The organism is Solemya velum gill symbiont (assembly GCF_002020255.1).
Taxonomy (GTDB): domain Bacteria; phylum Pseudomonadota; class Gammaproteobacteria; order Chromatiales; family Chromatiaceae.
Genome location: NZ_MPQG01000002.1, coordinates 154,572 through 169,017 on the forward strand (window position 1 = coordinate 154,572; position 14,446 = coordinate 169,017).

At 52.6% G+C, this 14,446-nt stretch carries 14 protein-coding genes and 1 tRNA gene; 5 read left to right on the forward strand and 10 right to left on the reverse strand.

What is annotated here, in order from left to right; translation table 11 throughout:
* The 5 genes from BOW06_RS02770 to BOW06_RS02790 all read left to right on the forward strand — a co-directional run bounded on the left by BOW06_RS02770 (position 1) and on the right by BOW06_RS02790 (position 5,073).
* Positions 1–1,134, forward strand: coding sequence for a Glu/Leu/Phe/Val family dehydrogenase (locus BOW06_RS02770; RefSeq protein ID WP_179115088.1), 1,134 nt, complete (start codon positions 1–3; stop codon positions 1,132–1,134).
* A gap of 47 nt (positions 1,135–1,181) precedes the next feature.
* Entirely contained in the window at positions 1,182–2,126 is a 945-nt protein-coding gene (locus BOW06_RS02775; protein WP_052131954.1) for a 2-oxoacid:acceptor oxidoreductase family protein, read from the forward strand.
* On the forward strand, positions 2,123–3,394 hold the full coding sequence (locus BOW06_RS02780) for a pyruvate synthase (protein WP_078462824.1): 1,272 nt from the start codon (positions 2,123–2,125) through the stop codon (positions 3,392–3,394). Before BOW06_RS02775 ends, BOW06_RS02780 begins: the two co-directional genes overlap by 4 nt.
* Complete coding sequence (locus BOW06_RS02785; protein ID WP_078454275.1) at positions 3,391–4,332, forward strand: thiamine pyrophosphate-dependent enzyme; 942 nt, start codon at positions 3,391–3,393, stop codon at positions 4,330–4,332. The genes BOW06_RS02780 and BOW06_RS02785 overlap by 4 nt, the downstream gene beginning before the upstream one ends.
* 180 nt (positions 4,333–4,512) lie before the next feature.
* The gene (locus BOW06_RS02790) at positions 4,513–5,073 is read left to right on the forward strand and encodes an alpha/beta hydrolase family protein (RefSeq protein WP_043115462.1); all 561 of its coding nucleotides are present in this window, start codon (positions 4,513–4,515) and stop codon (positions 5,071–5,073) included.
* A gap of 313 nt (positions 5,074–5,386) precedes the next feature.
* On the opposite strand, the gene BOW06_RS02795 is transcribed toward BOW06_RS02790, so the two are convergent.
* The 10 genes from BOW06_RS02795 to BOW06_RS02840 form a co-directional block, all read right to left on the reverse strand.
* Positions 5,387–5,463: transfer RNA gene (locus BOW06_RS02795), tRNA-Pro, on the reverse strand.
* Between the two features lie 74 nt (positions 5,464–5,537).
* A complete protein-coding gene (locus BOW06_RS02800) occupies positions 5,538–5,897 on the reverse strand; it encodes a MerR family transcriptional regulator (protein WP_043115460.1) in 360 nt (119 codons plus the stop codon).
* The gene (ihfA, locus tag BOW06_RS02805; RefSeq protein ID WP_043115458.1) at positions 5,881–6,177 is read right to left on the reverse strand and encodes an integration host factor subunit alpha; all 297 of its coding nucleotides are present in this window, start codon (positions 6,175–6,177) and stop codon (positions 5,881–5,883) included. Before ihfA ends, BOW06_RS02800 begins: the two co-directional genes overlap by 17 nt.
* 6 nt (positions 6,178–6,183) lie before the next feature.
* Positions 6,184–8,565 carry a phenylalanine--tRNA ligase subunit beta gene (gene pheT, locus BOW06_RS02810; RefSeq protein ID WP_043115456.1) on the reverse strand — a complete coding sequence of 794 codons (2,382 nt, stop codon included), beginning with the start codon at positions 8,563–8,565 and terminating at the stop codon, positions 6,184–6,186.
* A gap of 42 nt (positions 8,566–8,607) precedes the next feature.
* Entirely contained in the window at positions 8,608–9,627 is a 1,020-nt protein-coding gene (gene pheS / locus BOW06_RS02815; RefSeq protein WP_043115455.1) for a phenylalanine--tRNA ligase subunit alpha, read from the reverse strand.
* An 82-nt stretch (positions 9,628–9,709) separates the two neighbouring features.
* The gene (gene rplT / locus BOW06_RS02820; protein WP_043115454.1) at positions 9,710–10,066 is read right to left on the reverse strand and encodes a 50S ribosomal protein L20; all 357 of its coding nucleotides are present in this window, start codon (positions 10,064–10,066) and stop codon (positions 9,710–9,712) included.
* Between the two features lie 17 nt (positions 10,067–10,083).
* Complete coding sequence (gene rpmI / locus BOW06_RS02825; RefSeq protein WP_043115452.1) at positions 10,084–10,281, reverse strand: 50S ribosomal protein L35; 198 nt, start codon at positions 10,279–10,281, stop codon at positions 10,084–10,086.
* 104 nt (positions 10,282–10,385) lie between these two features.
* Positions 10,386–10,907, reverse strand: a complete 522-nt coding sequence (gene infC, locus BOW06_RS02830; RefSeq protein ID WP_043116564.1) for a translation initiation factor IF-3 — start codon at positions 10,905–10,907, stop codon at positions 10,386–10,388.
* Between the two features lie 65 nt (positions 10,908–10,972).
* On the reverse strand, positions 10,973–12,886 hold the full coding sequence (thrS, locus tag BOW06_RS02835; RefSeq protein ID WP_043115450.1) for a threonine--tRNA ligase: 1,914 nt from the start codon (positions 12,884–12,886) through the stop codon (positions 10,973–10,975).
* A 323-nt stretch (positions 12,887–13,209) separates the two neighbouring features.
* The gene (locus BOW06_RS02840) at positions 13,210–14,325 is read right to left on the reverse strand and encodes a nucleotidyltransferase domain-containing protein (RefSeq protein WP_078452724.1); all 1,116 of its coding nucleotides are present in this window, start codon (positions 14,323–14,325) and stop codon (positions 13,210–13,212) included.
* Positions 14,326–14,446: the final 121 nt, after the last annotated feature.

Here is a 14,446-nt window from a genome sequence, read left to right on the forward strand (position 1 = left end):
ATGACGGGGATTTTTGACTTATCAGACAAACTCGGGCCACTCAAGGTCATCCATGTGCATGAACCGTCCATTGATCTTAAAGCAATCCTGGTGATAGATAATGTCGCCAAGGGACCCTCAATCGGGGGGATCCGCATTGCTCCGGACGTCTCCACGGAGGAGTGCTTCCGTCTGGCAAGGGCAATGACCTTCAAGAACGCAGCAGCGGGTTTTCCCCATGGTGGTGGCAAGATCGTGATCTATGGTGATCCCAGGATGGACAAGGGGAAAAAGGAGAAGCTGATGCGCGGCCTTGCACAGGCACTGCGCAACGAGGAGAGCTACATCTTTGCACCCGACATGGGAACAGACGAAGAGTGCATGGCATGGATAAGAGATGAGGTAGACAGGGTTGTCGGCTTACCAAGAGAAATCGGCGGCATACCTCTCGATGAAATCGGCGCAACCGGTTTCGGGCTCAGCCATGTTGTCGATGTTGCGCTGGACTACTGTGACTTCGAAATAGAGAGTGCGCGTTTTGTTGTGCAGGGATTTGGCGCAGTGGGAAAACATATCGCACGTTTCCTCTCTGCCAAGGGCGCCGTGCTGGTCGCAGTAGCCGATTCCAGGGGAGCCATCCACAATCCCGGCGGTCTGGATGTCGGCAGCCTTGTGAAAATAAAGGAGTCAGGTGGCAGCGTGACAGCCTATGAAGATGCCGAACATATCGATCGAGATGCAGTAATCGATGTCGAGTGCGACATCTGGATTCCGGCTGCCCGACCTGATGTCGTCAACGAGGAGAATGTAAATCGGCTTAATACCAAACTCGTCGTTGAAGGCGCCAACATTCCCTTCACTGCCGGTGCTGAAAAGTACCTGCATGAAAAGGGAGTACTCTGCATTCCCGACTTTATCGCCAATGCCGGCGGGGTGATTTGTGCGGCAATGGAGTACCATTGCGCAGGTCAATCCAGTGCGATGGATGCAATTGAGGAAAAGCTTCGGCGTAATACCGAGCTGGTACTAAAAGCGTCTGTGGAGCAGCAGATTCTGCCACGGACTGCATCCATGGAAATTGCATTACAGCGGATAGAACGTGCCATGAGTTTCCGGCGATTCTCTCTCTTTTCCACTTCGGGGCACTGGGTATGAAACAGGTCATCACTCACGTAAGCAAGTGCTAGCACGGAGCAAACGGCATGTATCGTATTCGCTTTCACGGCCGCGGCGGACAGGGAATGAAAACCGCCAGCCGTATTCTCGGGACTGCCTTCTTCCTTGAAGGTTACGAAGTCCAGGATGCACCGCGCTACGGGGCCGAGCGACGCGGCGCACCGATTTTTGCCTATGTACGTGCTGACAGTAAGCCGATAAACGAACGCGGAATCATCCTCAATCCAGACCTGGTCATTGTTGCCGATGACAGCCTTGTACCTGTTCCTGCTGCCGGGGTGATGGCAGGCATTACCGCGCATACCCTGCTGCTGATCAACAGCAACGAGGAGGAATCGGAGTGGCGGCATCGCCTCAACCTTGAATGCCCTGTCCTTATCCTGTCGCTCAAGGAAGAGGTATCAGAACGTGCCGAACTCCCCTATATCGGTGCCACCTGCACCGGCGCCTCTGCACGGCTTACCGGTGTCATTTCCAACCGTGCACTTGAACAGGCGATCAGGGAGGAACTCTCCGAACTCGGAACAACCGTTATCGAAAAGAACCTTGAAAACGCGCTTGCCGCCTATGAGTCCATGGCAGATAACGAAGGAGCGATTACCGAGGGCGGTCTTGCAAGCGCCGACAGTTACGCATTGCCTGGCTGGATTGATTTACCCTTTGAGGATGCACGTACATCAGCACCGGCCATCTATGCGCCCGCTACCAGTGTTGAAGTGAAAACCGGGCTATGGCGAACCCAGCGTCCGATTATTGACTACGACCTGTGCAAAAAATGCTGGTGGATTTGTGGCAGCTATTGTCCGGATGGCGCTATAGAGGTCGAGGAGAGTCTTCCAATTATCGATTACGATCATTGCAAGGGATGTCTTGTCTGCGTGGCACAATGTCCGTCACATGCTATTGAAGCAATTCCCGAGGCGCAGGCACAGGCACTAGAAGCTGAAACGCAGGAAGGAGAACAGAAATGAAGCGTACCCTGTTAACCGGAAACGCTGCAGCTGCCTGGGGTGCAAGACTGGCAAATGTTGATTACATACCTTCCTTTCCGATCACTCCCCAGACCGAGATTATTGAAAGCCTGAGCGAGTGGATCGACAACGGGGAGATGCCCGGACGACTGGTAACATTGGAGTCGGAACATTCGATGATTACTGCTGCAGGAAGTGCAGCTGCTACCGGCATAAGGACATTCAGCGCAACATCCAGTCAAGGTCTCCTTTACGGCATGGAAATGCTTTACACGGTGTCAGGATGGCGAGCACCATTCGTTCTGGTCAATGTCTCGCGTGGGCTCTCTTCGCCGATAACCCTGGAACCAGATCATAACGACATCTTTGCTGCACGCGACTGCGGTTTTCTTAAGATTCATTGCGCCAGCTGCCAGGAAATCCTGGATAGCATCCTGATTGCCTACCGTCTCGGAGAAGACGCGCGGGTACGTCTGCCGGTCATCGTCAACATGGATGGTTTCTATCTCTCATTTACTCGTGAGCCTGTCGTCATCCCCGATGAAGAGAGCGCGAGGGAGTTTGTCGGCAACTTTGATCCGGAGAACATCCATTTCTCCGCCAGCGCTCCAGAGAGCCAGGCCGTGGCAGTGCTTGGGGGAGGACCCTACTCCTACTTCCGTTATGAAACTCACCTGGCAGCCATGAATGGCCTCGCAGCCTATGAAGAGATAGCCGAAGAATTCGGTCAACGCTTTGGTCGCAGCCACTCGGCAGTCGAGAGCTACTGCGCCGACGATGCCGATTATCTCTTCGTCATGCTCGGCTCATTTGCTACCAAGGCGAAAGAGGCGGTTGATCGTTTACGTGTGTGCGGGTGGTCGATCGGTCTTGTCAGGCCGCGCCTGGTTCGCCCATTTCCTGCAAGTCAGCTGCAACATCTACTAGCCGACAGGAAAGGCATCGCCGTAATTGACCAGAATATCTCCATGGGCATGGGCGGTGTTTTGCACAGCGAATTGGCCACAGCACTTTATGGTCAGTCCGGCAAACAGCCGATTCTGGCCAGTTTTATCGGCGCCCTCGGGGGGCGGGATATCGCAATCGAAGAGTTCTTCGAAATTGCAGAAGTGATTAAACAGGCCGCCAGCAGTGGCGTGACTCCACCACCGAGGCTGCTCTACACCCGGGAAGAGCTTCGCGAAATACGGAAACTTCAGGCAGTTGCCCGTGCCGAAAGAGATGAACTCAATAACAACTCTGGACATAAGAAGGGAGAGGCACAATGAGCGAAAAAATCGAGAAGATGATTCGCAGTACCAGGGACCTCCCTTCCACTCACCTACTGGGGACCGGCACTCCAATGTGCGCGGGCTGCGGAGGTCTGGAAGCACTGAACGGAATCTACGACATCCTTGGTGAGAAAACCGTTTTTGTCAATGCGGCCGGTTGTATGACCCTGCTGTCAGTCTATCCTTTCACACCATTCAGGGGATCATGGCTCTACACGGCCATGGCATCGGCACCCGCCGGCGCGCAGGGCATACGCGACGCCCTGGATATTCTTCTGGAACAGAAACGCATCACCACGGATGACGACCTGGAAGTCGTGGTTCTAACCGGCGATGGTGCAGCCTACGGCATGGGGCTTTCTGCCACTTCAGGAGCCATGGAGCGCAACCTGGACTTTATCTATGTCTGCTATGACAACGAGGGTTATGGCAATACCGGACAGCAGTACTCGGGGGCAACGCCTCATGCCGCGAAAACGGCAACAAGCAGGGGGTTTGCGGGGTTTCGCGGCTACAAGAAAGACCTATTCAGTGTCTGGGCTGCGCACAATCCGGCTTACGTTGCCACCGTGATCGGTGCCGAACCGCTCGACCTCGCCAAGAAAATAGAGAAACTACGAGGCATGAAGGGGCCGCGCATGATCATTGCCCTTTCCCCCTGTCCGACTGGCTGGGACTTCGACCCCAGGGAAACCGTCCATATCGGACAGCTTGCGCTAAAGAGCGGCATTTGGCCATTGAAAGAATATATCGATGGCAAGGTCACGCACACCAAGGTCCCGCGAAAACGTGTTCCGGTAGAAGACTACCTTTCACTACAGGGGCGTTTTCGCCACCTGTTTGAACCAACGCGAAATGAAAAGCTGCTGGACGAAATACAGGCCCGGGTAGACAGTTACTGGGAGAAGATTGAACAGGACGAGGCGGAGAAATAACCAGTCATGACGACCTATGGTAAAAGCTATTTTCATCGCGGTGGCAATACACCGCTGCTGGGAGAAACCATTCCAGCACACACTTTCACGCCATAGCCAGACGCTTTCCGAAGGATGAAGCCGTGGTCTCAATACACCTGCAGCGCCGTATGACATACGCAGAAATCGCGACACAGATAGATGAAATGGCTCAAGGAGAGAGGTACGAAAAAGCTGATCCTGTTTGGACACTCTTATGGCGGAAATGAAATTGCCCGTTATGCTGCAAATAGCAATGACGAAATCATCAAGGGTATTGTTTTATTGGAGCCAGGCACTGCAGATCACCGCATGTGTAGCCCCGCTGGTTACAAGATTCGCTATGGAAAGGAGCTCAACGGCATACTGGAACAGACCGACCTCCTACTTGCCCCAGGTAAAGGCGATGTACTGAAGGGAAATACTAACTTCATCTTTTGTCCCCAGGCCACGGCAAATGCTGCTTCTTTTGTCAGCAATTATCGGGTTTCACCTGAACGCCTACTTCCTAACCTGATGAAGGGCACCAAAAAACCGATCCTTTTTATCGCTGCAAGCGAAGACAACCGCATGCCGGATCTTAATCGCTTGGTTAAAACCTTTGTTGACGGTGATCGAACTAGGCTCGTAGTTATCGTAGGGACCGGACACTTCTTCCTTGACCTGCATTCCGATGATGATATCGAAGAGACGATTCAATTCTTTCATGAGATTGAGTGTTAAAACGGCTGTGAATTTAGCTTGAATTCTAATGACCGCTTCTGGCCGAAAGCAGTCATTGGCGGAAGCCCTTTGCTTAATGGGTCATTCGCACCCCGAGCGCCTAAGTTTGGCTGGCACCTGGAAACCGACTTGTCATCTTCATTAATAAATGGCAACAAACTGCGTAAACCCTGTTACTTTCTAGATCAAACGAAAATAACTGAAAAATTAAGTGTTGAGTGACATAAAATACTATGTGTTACCTAGGCTGTTACCTAAACTCGAATTCCAGACAATAAAAAAGGCCTAGATGAGATCTAAGCCTTTGTTTAATTGGTCGGGGTGAGAAGACTCGAACTTCCGACCCCCGCAACCCCATTGCGGTGCGCTACCAGGCTGCGCTACACCCCGAAATCTGGTACCGACGAGAAGAGACTCGTAGGAGAAGCGGCATCCTACTTTCAGGCTGCCGTGTTGTCAATGAATTAACGCTTGAGAAGCTGCTGAACTTCTTCGAGCTCCATGCGCAACTGCTTGATCAACTGGTGACTCTGGCTGGTATCCTGCTTGGCACTCTCACCGGAGAGCTGTCCACGTGCACCACCGATCGTATAGCCCTGTTCGTACAGCAGGCTGCGGATCTGGCGAATCATCAGCACATCGTGGCGCTGATAGTAACGACGGTTGCCGCGTCGCTTGACCGGCTTGAGTTGAGGAAACTCCTGCTCCCAGTAGCGCAGCACGTGCGGTTTGACTGCACAGAGCTCACTCACTTCACCGATTGTGAAATAGCGTTTGCCTGGAATCGCAGGCAATTCGATATGTGCTTCACTCGCGTCCAACATAACCTTCTACCCTTGTCTTGAGTTTCTGCCCCGGACGGAATGTCACCACTCGCCTTGGGGTAATTGGAATCTCTTCACCGGTTTTTGGGTTGCGCCCGGGGCGCTGACGTTTCTCGCGTAAGTCAAAATTACCAAAGCCGGACAGTTTTACCTGCTCTCCCTGCTCCAGTGAACCGCGCACCTCTTCAAAAAATAGATCGACAAGTTCTTTTGCTTCACGCTTGTTAAGCCCGAGCTCATCAAACAGGTTTTCAGCCAGGTTTGCTTTTGTCAGTGCCATAGGTTGTTAATCCCTCAATTTTGCTGCGAATCGAGATTCGAGTGCTTCGAGTACCTGCTCGGTTGCGCTCTGAACCTCTTCCAAGGTTAATGTTTTAGAATAATCCTGTAAAATCAGCGCTAAAGCAAGACTTTTTGTGCCTGATTCGACGTTTTCTCCAGTATAGACATCAAACAGAAGAATTTCACGTACTATTTCAGGGGAACTCTTTCTGATCTCAGCCTGAATGTCTGCCCAACTCACATCGGCATTGACCACGATGGCAAAGTCACGACGAATTGACGGGAACTTGGTCAGAGGCTCAAATGCCGGAATGCTACCCTGCTGCAGCACTTCCAGATTCAGCTCGAAGAGCCAGGTTTTACCCGACATATCAAACGTTTTTTCGAGTTGCGGGTGTAATAAACCAACCCAGCCAACCAGTTCACCATTTTTCTCGATTCGCGCTGTCTGTCCCGGATGCAGGGCAGGATGACTCCCGGCCACGAAGGAGAACTCTTCTCCGGCACCGGCAACATCCAGCAATGCTTCTACATCTGCCTTGATATCATAGAAATCGGCAACACGACTGGCATCACCCCACTGTTCATCGGAAACGGCCCCGTTGACAAGTCCTGACAGGCACTTTTCCTGTTTAATTTCATTATCTTGTTTAAGAAACCTCAAACCAGTCTCGAATATTCGGATGCGCTCCTGCTGACGTGCCTTATTGTATGCAGCTGCTGTAAGTAGACCACCCCAAAGCGTCGGGCGCATGGTCGACATATCAGCCGAGATCGGATTGGCAAGCAGAATACGCTCACCTTCAGGATCAAGCTTGCTGGCCTTCCCCTTGTCGATAAAGCTGTAGGAGATTACCTCCTGGTAATCACGTGCCACCAGCAGTGATTTCGCCTCATCAAGTGCGTAGTTAGCTTCAGGCTCAAGTGCCATCGCTGCCGACATCTGACCACGACGTGACGGAATATTGTCATAGCCATAGATGCGGCCGATCTCCTCGATCAGGTCAGCCTCGATGGAGATATCAAAACGCCAGCTTGGTGGCATCACCATCCAGCCTTCGCCGTTTGCTTCCAACTGCATACCGAGATGCGTGAGAATTTGCTCAATAGATTCAGCGTCAACAGAAACACCCAGCAGGCGTTCAACACGCGAGCTACGCAACTGGATAGCAGCAGGTGACTTGTCAAAGCCAGCTGCCATCTCCTCAATAACCGGTCCGGGTTGGCCACCGCATATCTCCAGCAACAGTTCTGTAGCACGCTCGATTGCCCGGCGCTGCAACTGTGGATCAACACCACGCTCAAAGCGATGTGATGAATCAGTGTGTTTACCGTAGGAACGTGACTTGCCGGAAATTGCCAGCGGATTAAAGAATGCCGCCTCAAGCAGAATGTTGCTGGTGGTATCTGTCACTGCACTCGACTCGCCTCCCATGATGCCTGCCATTGCAAGCGCCTGCTTGTCATCGGCAATCACAAGCGTGTCGTCACGCAGTTGTACCGTGTCACCGTCAAGCAAGACCAGCTCTTCGCCCTGCTCTGCCATGCGTACATGGATACCGCCCGAGAGCTTGTCGAGATCAAAGCCATGCATAGGCTGCCCCAGTTCAAGCAGAACGTAATTGGTCACATCGATAACCGGACCAAGCGAACGAATCTCACCACGGCGCAGGCGTTCCTGCATCCACAGTGGTGTTTCAGCGGTTGCATCAATACCCTTGATGACACGCCCGAGGTAACGCGGACAGGCCTCTTCCGCACGCAGTTCAACTGGAATCACATCGTCGACCTGTGCTTCGGTGACATGGTCACCTGCGGCATCAATAAATTCACAGCGATGAATTGCAGAGACGTCACGTGCAACTCCGATTAGTCCGAAACAGTCGGCACGATCAGGTGTCAGGTCAACCTCGATGCAGGTGTCATCAAGATTAAGGTATTCACGAAAATCAGTTCCCAATGGTGCATCGGCAGGAAGAGGCATAATGCCATCTGAGGAATCAGCCAGCCCCAGTTCGGATGCTGAACAGATCATACCAAGTGACTGCACCCCTCTGAGCTTTGCCTTCTTGATTTTGAAATCACCAGGCAATACGGCACCGACTATCGCAACAGGCACACGCATACCCTCGGCAACATTTTTTGCACCACAGACTATCTGTAGCGACTCGTCGCCGTTGACGTCAACTTGTGCAACGCGCAGCTTGTCGGCATCCGGATGCTGTTCCAGCGCAGTCACAAGACCAACGACAACGCCGTTGAAGTCAGGTGCCGCCGGTGAAACACTGTCGACTTCCAAACCTGCCATGCTCAACTGGTGAGAAAGTGTCTCAGTATCTACAGCAGGATTAACCCACTCACGTAACCAGGATTCACTGAATCGCATTCTTATCTTCTCTGTTCAATTGTCATTATTGATTGGCGGCACTCAAGCAAACTGCTCGAGAAAACGCAGATCATTGTCGAAAAAGAGACGCAGATCATTAACGCCGTAACGCAGCATGGTGAGACGTTCAACTCCCATGCCAAAGGCGTAGCCGGTAAACTCTTCGTTGTCGATGCCGACGTGACGGAATACTTCAGGGTGAATCATTCCGCAACCCAGCACTTCGAGCCAGCCCGTGTGACTACACACGCGGCAACCTTCACCGCCACAGATAACACACTCGATATCCGCCTCGGCCGAAGGCTCGGTAAAGGGGAAATAGGAAGGACGGAACCGCACCTTCAGTTCAGCCTCGAAGAAACTCACGAGGAAATCGTGCAGTATGCCCTTGAGATCGGCAAAGGTGACATTCTTGTCGACCACGAAACCTTCAACCTGGTGAAACATCGGTGTGTGCGTCAGATCAGAGTCACAGCGGTAAACACGTCCGGGCGCAATTACGCGCAGCGGCGGCTCGGCATTTTCCATTGTGCGAATCTGTACCGGCGAGGTGTGCGTACGCAGCAGCAAGTGTTCATCAAAATAGAAGGTGTCATGCATGGCACGCGCAGGGTGATGCTCGGGGATATTGAGTGCTTCAAAGTTATGGAAGTCATCCTCGATTTCCGGTCCCTCAGCCACATCAAATCCGGCACTGCGAAACAATGTCTCGATACGTCGCATGGTACGACTGACAGGATGCAAACCGCCGGTGCCCTGTCCGCGACCCGGCAAGGTTACGTCGATACGCTCCTGCTCAAGGCGCTGTTGCAGACCAGCCGTCTCCAGCTGTACTTTCTTCTCCTGGATTTTCTGTTGCAACGCCTGCTTGGCCTGGTTGATTACCTGGCCTGCAGCGGGACGCTCCTCTTTAGGCAGCTTTCCCAGCTGCTTGAGCTGTTCGGTAAAAGCTCCGCTCTTACCCAGGTAAGAGACTCGCACAGCATCGAGCGCCTGCAGATCCATTGCTTCAGCGACAGCCGCGATTGCGGTTTCAAGAAGTTGTTCCAGTTCTGATGACATGGTTTACGTTTCCTTAAAGCAAAAGGGGAGTAAGACCGTCAAGGTCCACTCCCCTTCTTTACACCTGAAAAATCAGGTCGTTTTAGTTGAGTGCTGCCTTGGCCTGGTTAACCACGGCGCTAAATGCAGCCTTGTCGTGGACAGCCAGGTCAGCCAGCATCTTGCGATCAACTTCAACACCAGCCTTGTTCAGACCGTCCATCAGGCGGCTGTAGGAGATGTCGTTGTTGCGTGCTTCAGCATTGATACGTGCAATCCAGAGCGCACGAAACTGACGCTTCTTCTGGCGACGGTCACGGTAGGCATACTGGCCCGCCTTGATGACTGCCTGCTTGGCGACACGATAGATCTTGCGACGGGCACCGTAGTAACCCTTCGCAGACTTAAGAACTTTTTTGTGCTTGGCGTGAGCCGTTACACCACGTTTTACTCTTGGCATTGTTCAGTCCTCCGGAATCAGACGTAAGGGAGCATACGGCGTGCAACTGCTACATCAGCATGATGCAGGGTTGCTGCAGCGCGCAGATGGCGTTTACGCTTGGTGCTCTTCTTGGTCAAAATATGACGACGGTGGGACTGCGCGCGCTTGAACGCACCAGAGCCAGTCTTACGGAACCGCTTGGCGGCACCGCGATTGGTTTTGATTTTTGGCATTTTCGTTCTCCAATTAAAGGGATTCATGATCCCCTGGTTACTAAAACAGCTCCCTGAGGTAATGCCTGTCACCCGGGAGCCTGTAAAAAACTGTTGTGTTGCGCTTACTTCTTGCGCGGCGCCATGACCATAACCATCTGGCGTCCTTCCATTGCCGGCTTCTGCTCGACAACTGCGTATTCTTCAAGGTCCTTCTCGACACGCTGCAGAAACTCGAAACCGAGTTCACGGTGGGCGTGCTCGCGACCACGGAAACGCATGGTGATCTTCGCCTTGTCTCCCGCTTCGAGAAACTTGATCAGGTTGTGCAACTTGATCTTGTAATCGCCCTCGTCTGTCGCAGGTCGAAACTTGATCTCTTTAACGTGAACGATCTTCTGCTTCTTCTTCGCTGCCTGCTGCTGCTTCTTCTGCTCGAAGACATGCTTGCCGTAATCCATGATGCGGCACACAGGTGGTTCCGCATTTGGCTGAATCTCGACCAGGTCGAGTGCTGCTTCCTTTGCCTGTCTCTTCGCATCTTCGATAGAAACAATACCTAGCTGTCCACCCTCTGAAGAGATCAGTCGAACTTCGACTGCAGTAATATCATCATTCAAACGGTTACGTTTATCTTGTCTGGCGATTGCAGAAATCCTCACAAATTAAAAAAAGCGAAAGCACCGTTCGGGCGGTGCTTTCCGATATTTATTCACTGGTACGACGCAACTGTCTCACTGAAGAGCTTGATGACCTCATCTACCGGCATCGAGCCGAGGTCTTCCCCGCTTCGCGTACGCACGGCAACAGCGCCACTTTCCATCTCGCGATCACCAATGACCAGGAGATAGGGAACACGTTGCAATGTGTGCTCGCGGATTTTAAAGCCGATCTTCTCATTTCTCAAGTCCGTTTCGACACGAAATCCATGATTTGACAAACTTTCTGCCACTTTTTTTGCATATTCGGCCTGTTTGTCGGTGATATTGGCAATAACGGCCTGTGTTGGAGCCAGCCAGAAAGGCATTGCGCCAGCGTAGTGTTCGATCAGAATTCCGATAAAACGCTCCAGGGAACCGAGAATTGCACGGTGCAACATCACGGGTGTCTGCTTGGTATTGTCCTCGGCCACATAGGTGGCACCAAGACGCTCCGGCATCGAGAAATCGAGCTGGATAGTACCCAACTGCCAGACACGATCGAGACAGTCACGCAGCGAGTATTCGATCTTGGGTCCGTAGAAGGCGCCTTCACCCGGCTGCAGTTCCCATTCGATACCGCGAGAATCAAGCGCATCCTGCAGGGATTTCTCCGCCTTGTCCCAGGTCTCGTCTGAACCGACACGTTTTTCCGGACGCGTGGAGAGTTTGATCAGCACATCGTCGAAACCGAAATCCTTGTAGACCTCGAACAGCAGGTCATTGAATGCCAGCACCTCGGAAAGAATCTGTTCTTCGGTACAGAAGATGTGTGCATCGTCCTGTACAAAGTTACGTACACGCATGAGTCCGTGCAGTGTGCCGGAAGGCTCGTTACGGTGGCATGAGCCAAATTCAGCGAGACGTAACGGCAAATCACGGTAGCTTTTCAGGCCATGATTATAAATCTGGATATGTGCCGGACAGTTCATCGGCTTGATTGCGTAGTCGCGGTTTTCCGAATGTGTCGTAAAAATCATGTCACCGAACTTGTCCCAGTGACCTGATTTCTCCCACAAGCTACGGTCGATGACCTGCGGTGTATGCACTTCCTGGTAACCGTGATCGCGCAGCTTGTCACGAATGTACTGCTGCACCGTCAGGTAGACACTCCAGCCCTTGTCGTGCCAGAAGACCATACCGGGCGCCTCTTCCTGTGTATGGAAGAGATTCTGTGTCTTGCCGATCTTGCGGTGATCGCGCTTCTCTGCCTCTTCAAGGCGGTTGAGATAGGCTTTTAGCTCTTTCTTGTCACGCCATGCTGTGCCATAGATACGCTGCAGCATTTCATTGTCGCTGTCACCGCGCCAGTAGGCGCCGGCCAGTTTCATCAGTTTGAAACCCTTGGGCAGCTTGCCTGTGTTTTGCAGGTGCGGACCACGGCAGACGTCGAACCAGTCACCCTGGCGGTAAATAGAGACCTCTTCGCCCTCAGGGATCGCCTCGATCAGCTCAACCTTGTAATGCTCACCAATCCCCTTGAAAAGCTCGATTGCCTCGTTACGATCCCACACTTCGCGCTCGATCGGCAGTTTGCGGCCGACAATTTCACGCATGCGATCCTCGATTTTCTGCAGATCGTCCGGCGTGAACGCCTCTTCACGTGAAAAGTCATAATAGAAGCCATTATCGATGGCAGGGCCAATTGTGACCTGGGTACCGGGAAACAGCTCCTGCACTGCCTGTGCCATGACATGTGCGGCATCGTGGCGAATCAGTTCGAGTGCGTCCTCTTCGTCACGACTGGTGACAATCGCAACTTCGGCATCCTCTTCTATAAGGAAAGAGGCATCGACCAGGTCGCCATTAACGCGTCCGGCAAGTGTTGCACGGGCCAGTCCCTCGCCAATTGATGCGGCGATATCGGCGACAGTAACAGCCTGATCAAATTGACGTGAAGTTCCGTCAGGAAGGGTAATCTGAGGCATTAGATGCTCCGTTCAGTGGTGGCCCATACGAGAGGTCACATGATTAATCGATAGTAAGGCGCGGCATTTTACAGGTCGGAGGTTCGAGGTACAAGGCGAATATCAGCACTTAATCGCCCTCCAGGTGATGCACCTCATGGCCTGTCTCGATGTTGGCGGAGCCAGCTCAAACCACGGGTCAAGCGAAGGGGTGTCTGAGCGAACGCAGTGAGCGAGTTCCTTTCGCGCCGTGGTTTAGCGATCAGGCGGAGACATGGCGAGACAGGCCATGAGGTGCAGCGCCGCTCCTGCTATTAGCAGGAAACCGCCCCGGGACGGGGCTTCTACATAAACAATAGCCGAACACCCTGCCCCAACCTGTAAATGTAATAGAAAGGCAACAGCCACCTGTGTTTCACCCGGTAGCGCCACCTCATGTAATCGGCTGGAGGGAAGAGTCGCTGCAACAGTAATCTTCCGCGTTCGCGCCAACTGCTTATCTGCTGCAGATCCATCAATAATGTATTCCTGATACGCGAGGCGCGACCGGGGGTCAGCAATGCAAACGAGGCCTCATTCTCAGCACCCTGCTGTAACGTATCTGTTAGCCCCGTCGGAATGCGTGTCGCAAACCAGTCGTTCGAAGCATTCAACGCATCGGCACACAAACCGCGTACCTCCAACTCACCTGCACGCTCAACCAGTTTATCAAGTTCTGCCGACGAGAGTGCTTCTGTCAGCAGGTGGATGTCATAAAGCCAGATGAGACGCTCACCCATTTCGGCGAAATGGCCGGCACGATGCATACAGGCAAGCAGCAAGGCATCGACATGTGAAAGAGTTTTCGCTGCCAACCCCAGTGACGGCACCTTGACCGACCTGCGATTGAGTTCATGAAAACCCATACGATGGCTGAAAGTGATGCTCGCATTACTGATCTGGCGATGCAGATCGAAGGCATGGGTAAAACCGCTCTCGTCATTGCGCCGGAAGGAGCGCTGTGAATTGAGGTAATCACCTGCATTTTCAAAGAAAGAGCTGTAGCCATGTGCCTTGAAGACTTCTGCTGCACGGACATCATCCCCTTCAGCAACCAGCAGATCGGTATCACAACGAGGGCGTAGTCCGATAGCCGGATAAAGCAGTGCTGAAAGTGGTGTGCCCTTAATCAGCAGAAGATCAATGCCCTTCTCTTGCAATGCCTCCAGCATCACCTGCACTTCTGCCTCGCGGATCATTTCCGTAGCAGCTTCCTGGCGTGCCTGTTGTTTCAACTTGTCGAGAAGATCAGCCGGCCACTCTGTCAGCACACCCGCGTCGGAATGGAGATGCCATAGCAACGACGCAATACCCTGGTGCCTTGCCTCGTCAAACAGTTGAGCTGAAATACTCTCCTCCCCTGTTGGCAATTCCACAGGCTGACCCCGACAGGCTGATTTGAGGAGACTCTCTATCTCCATGTGTTCGCTTTCCTTTTCATAACAGAGTGGGTACCCTTCAGTTGGTATTAAAGGGGCCTCTGATTAAGTCTGGGTGCAGAGATTGTCTAACAGAGACTCCTGAAATCAAATTAACAGATTC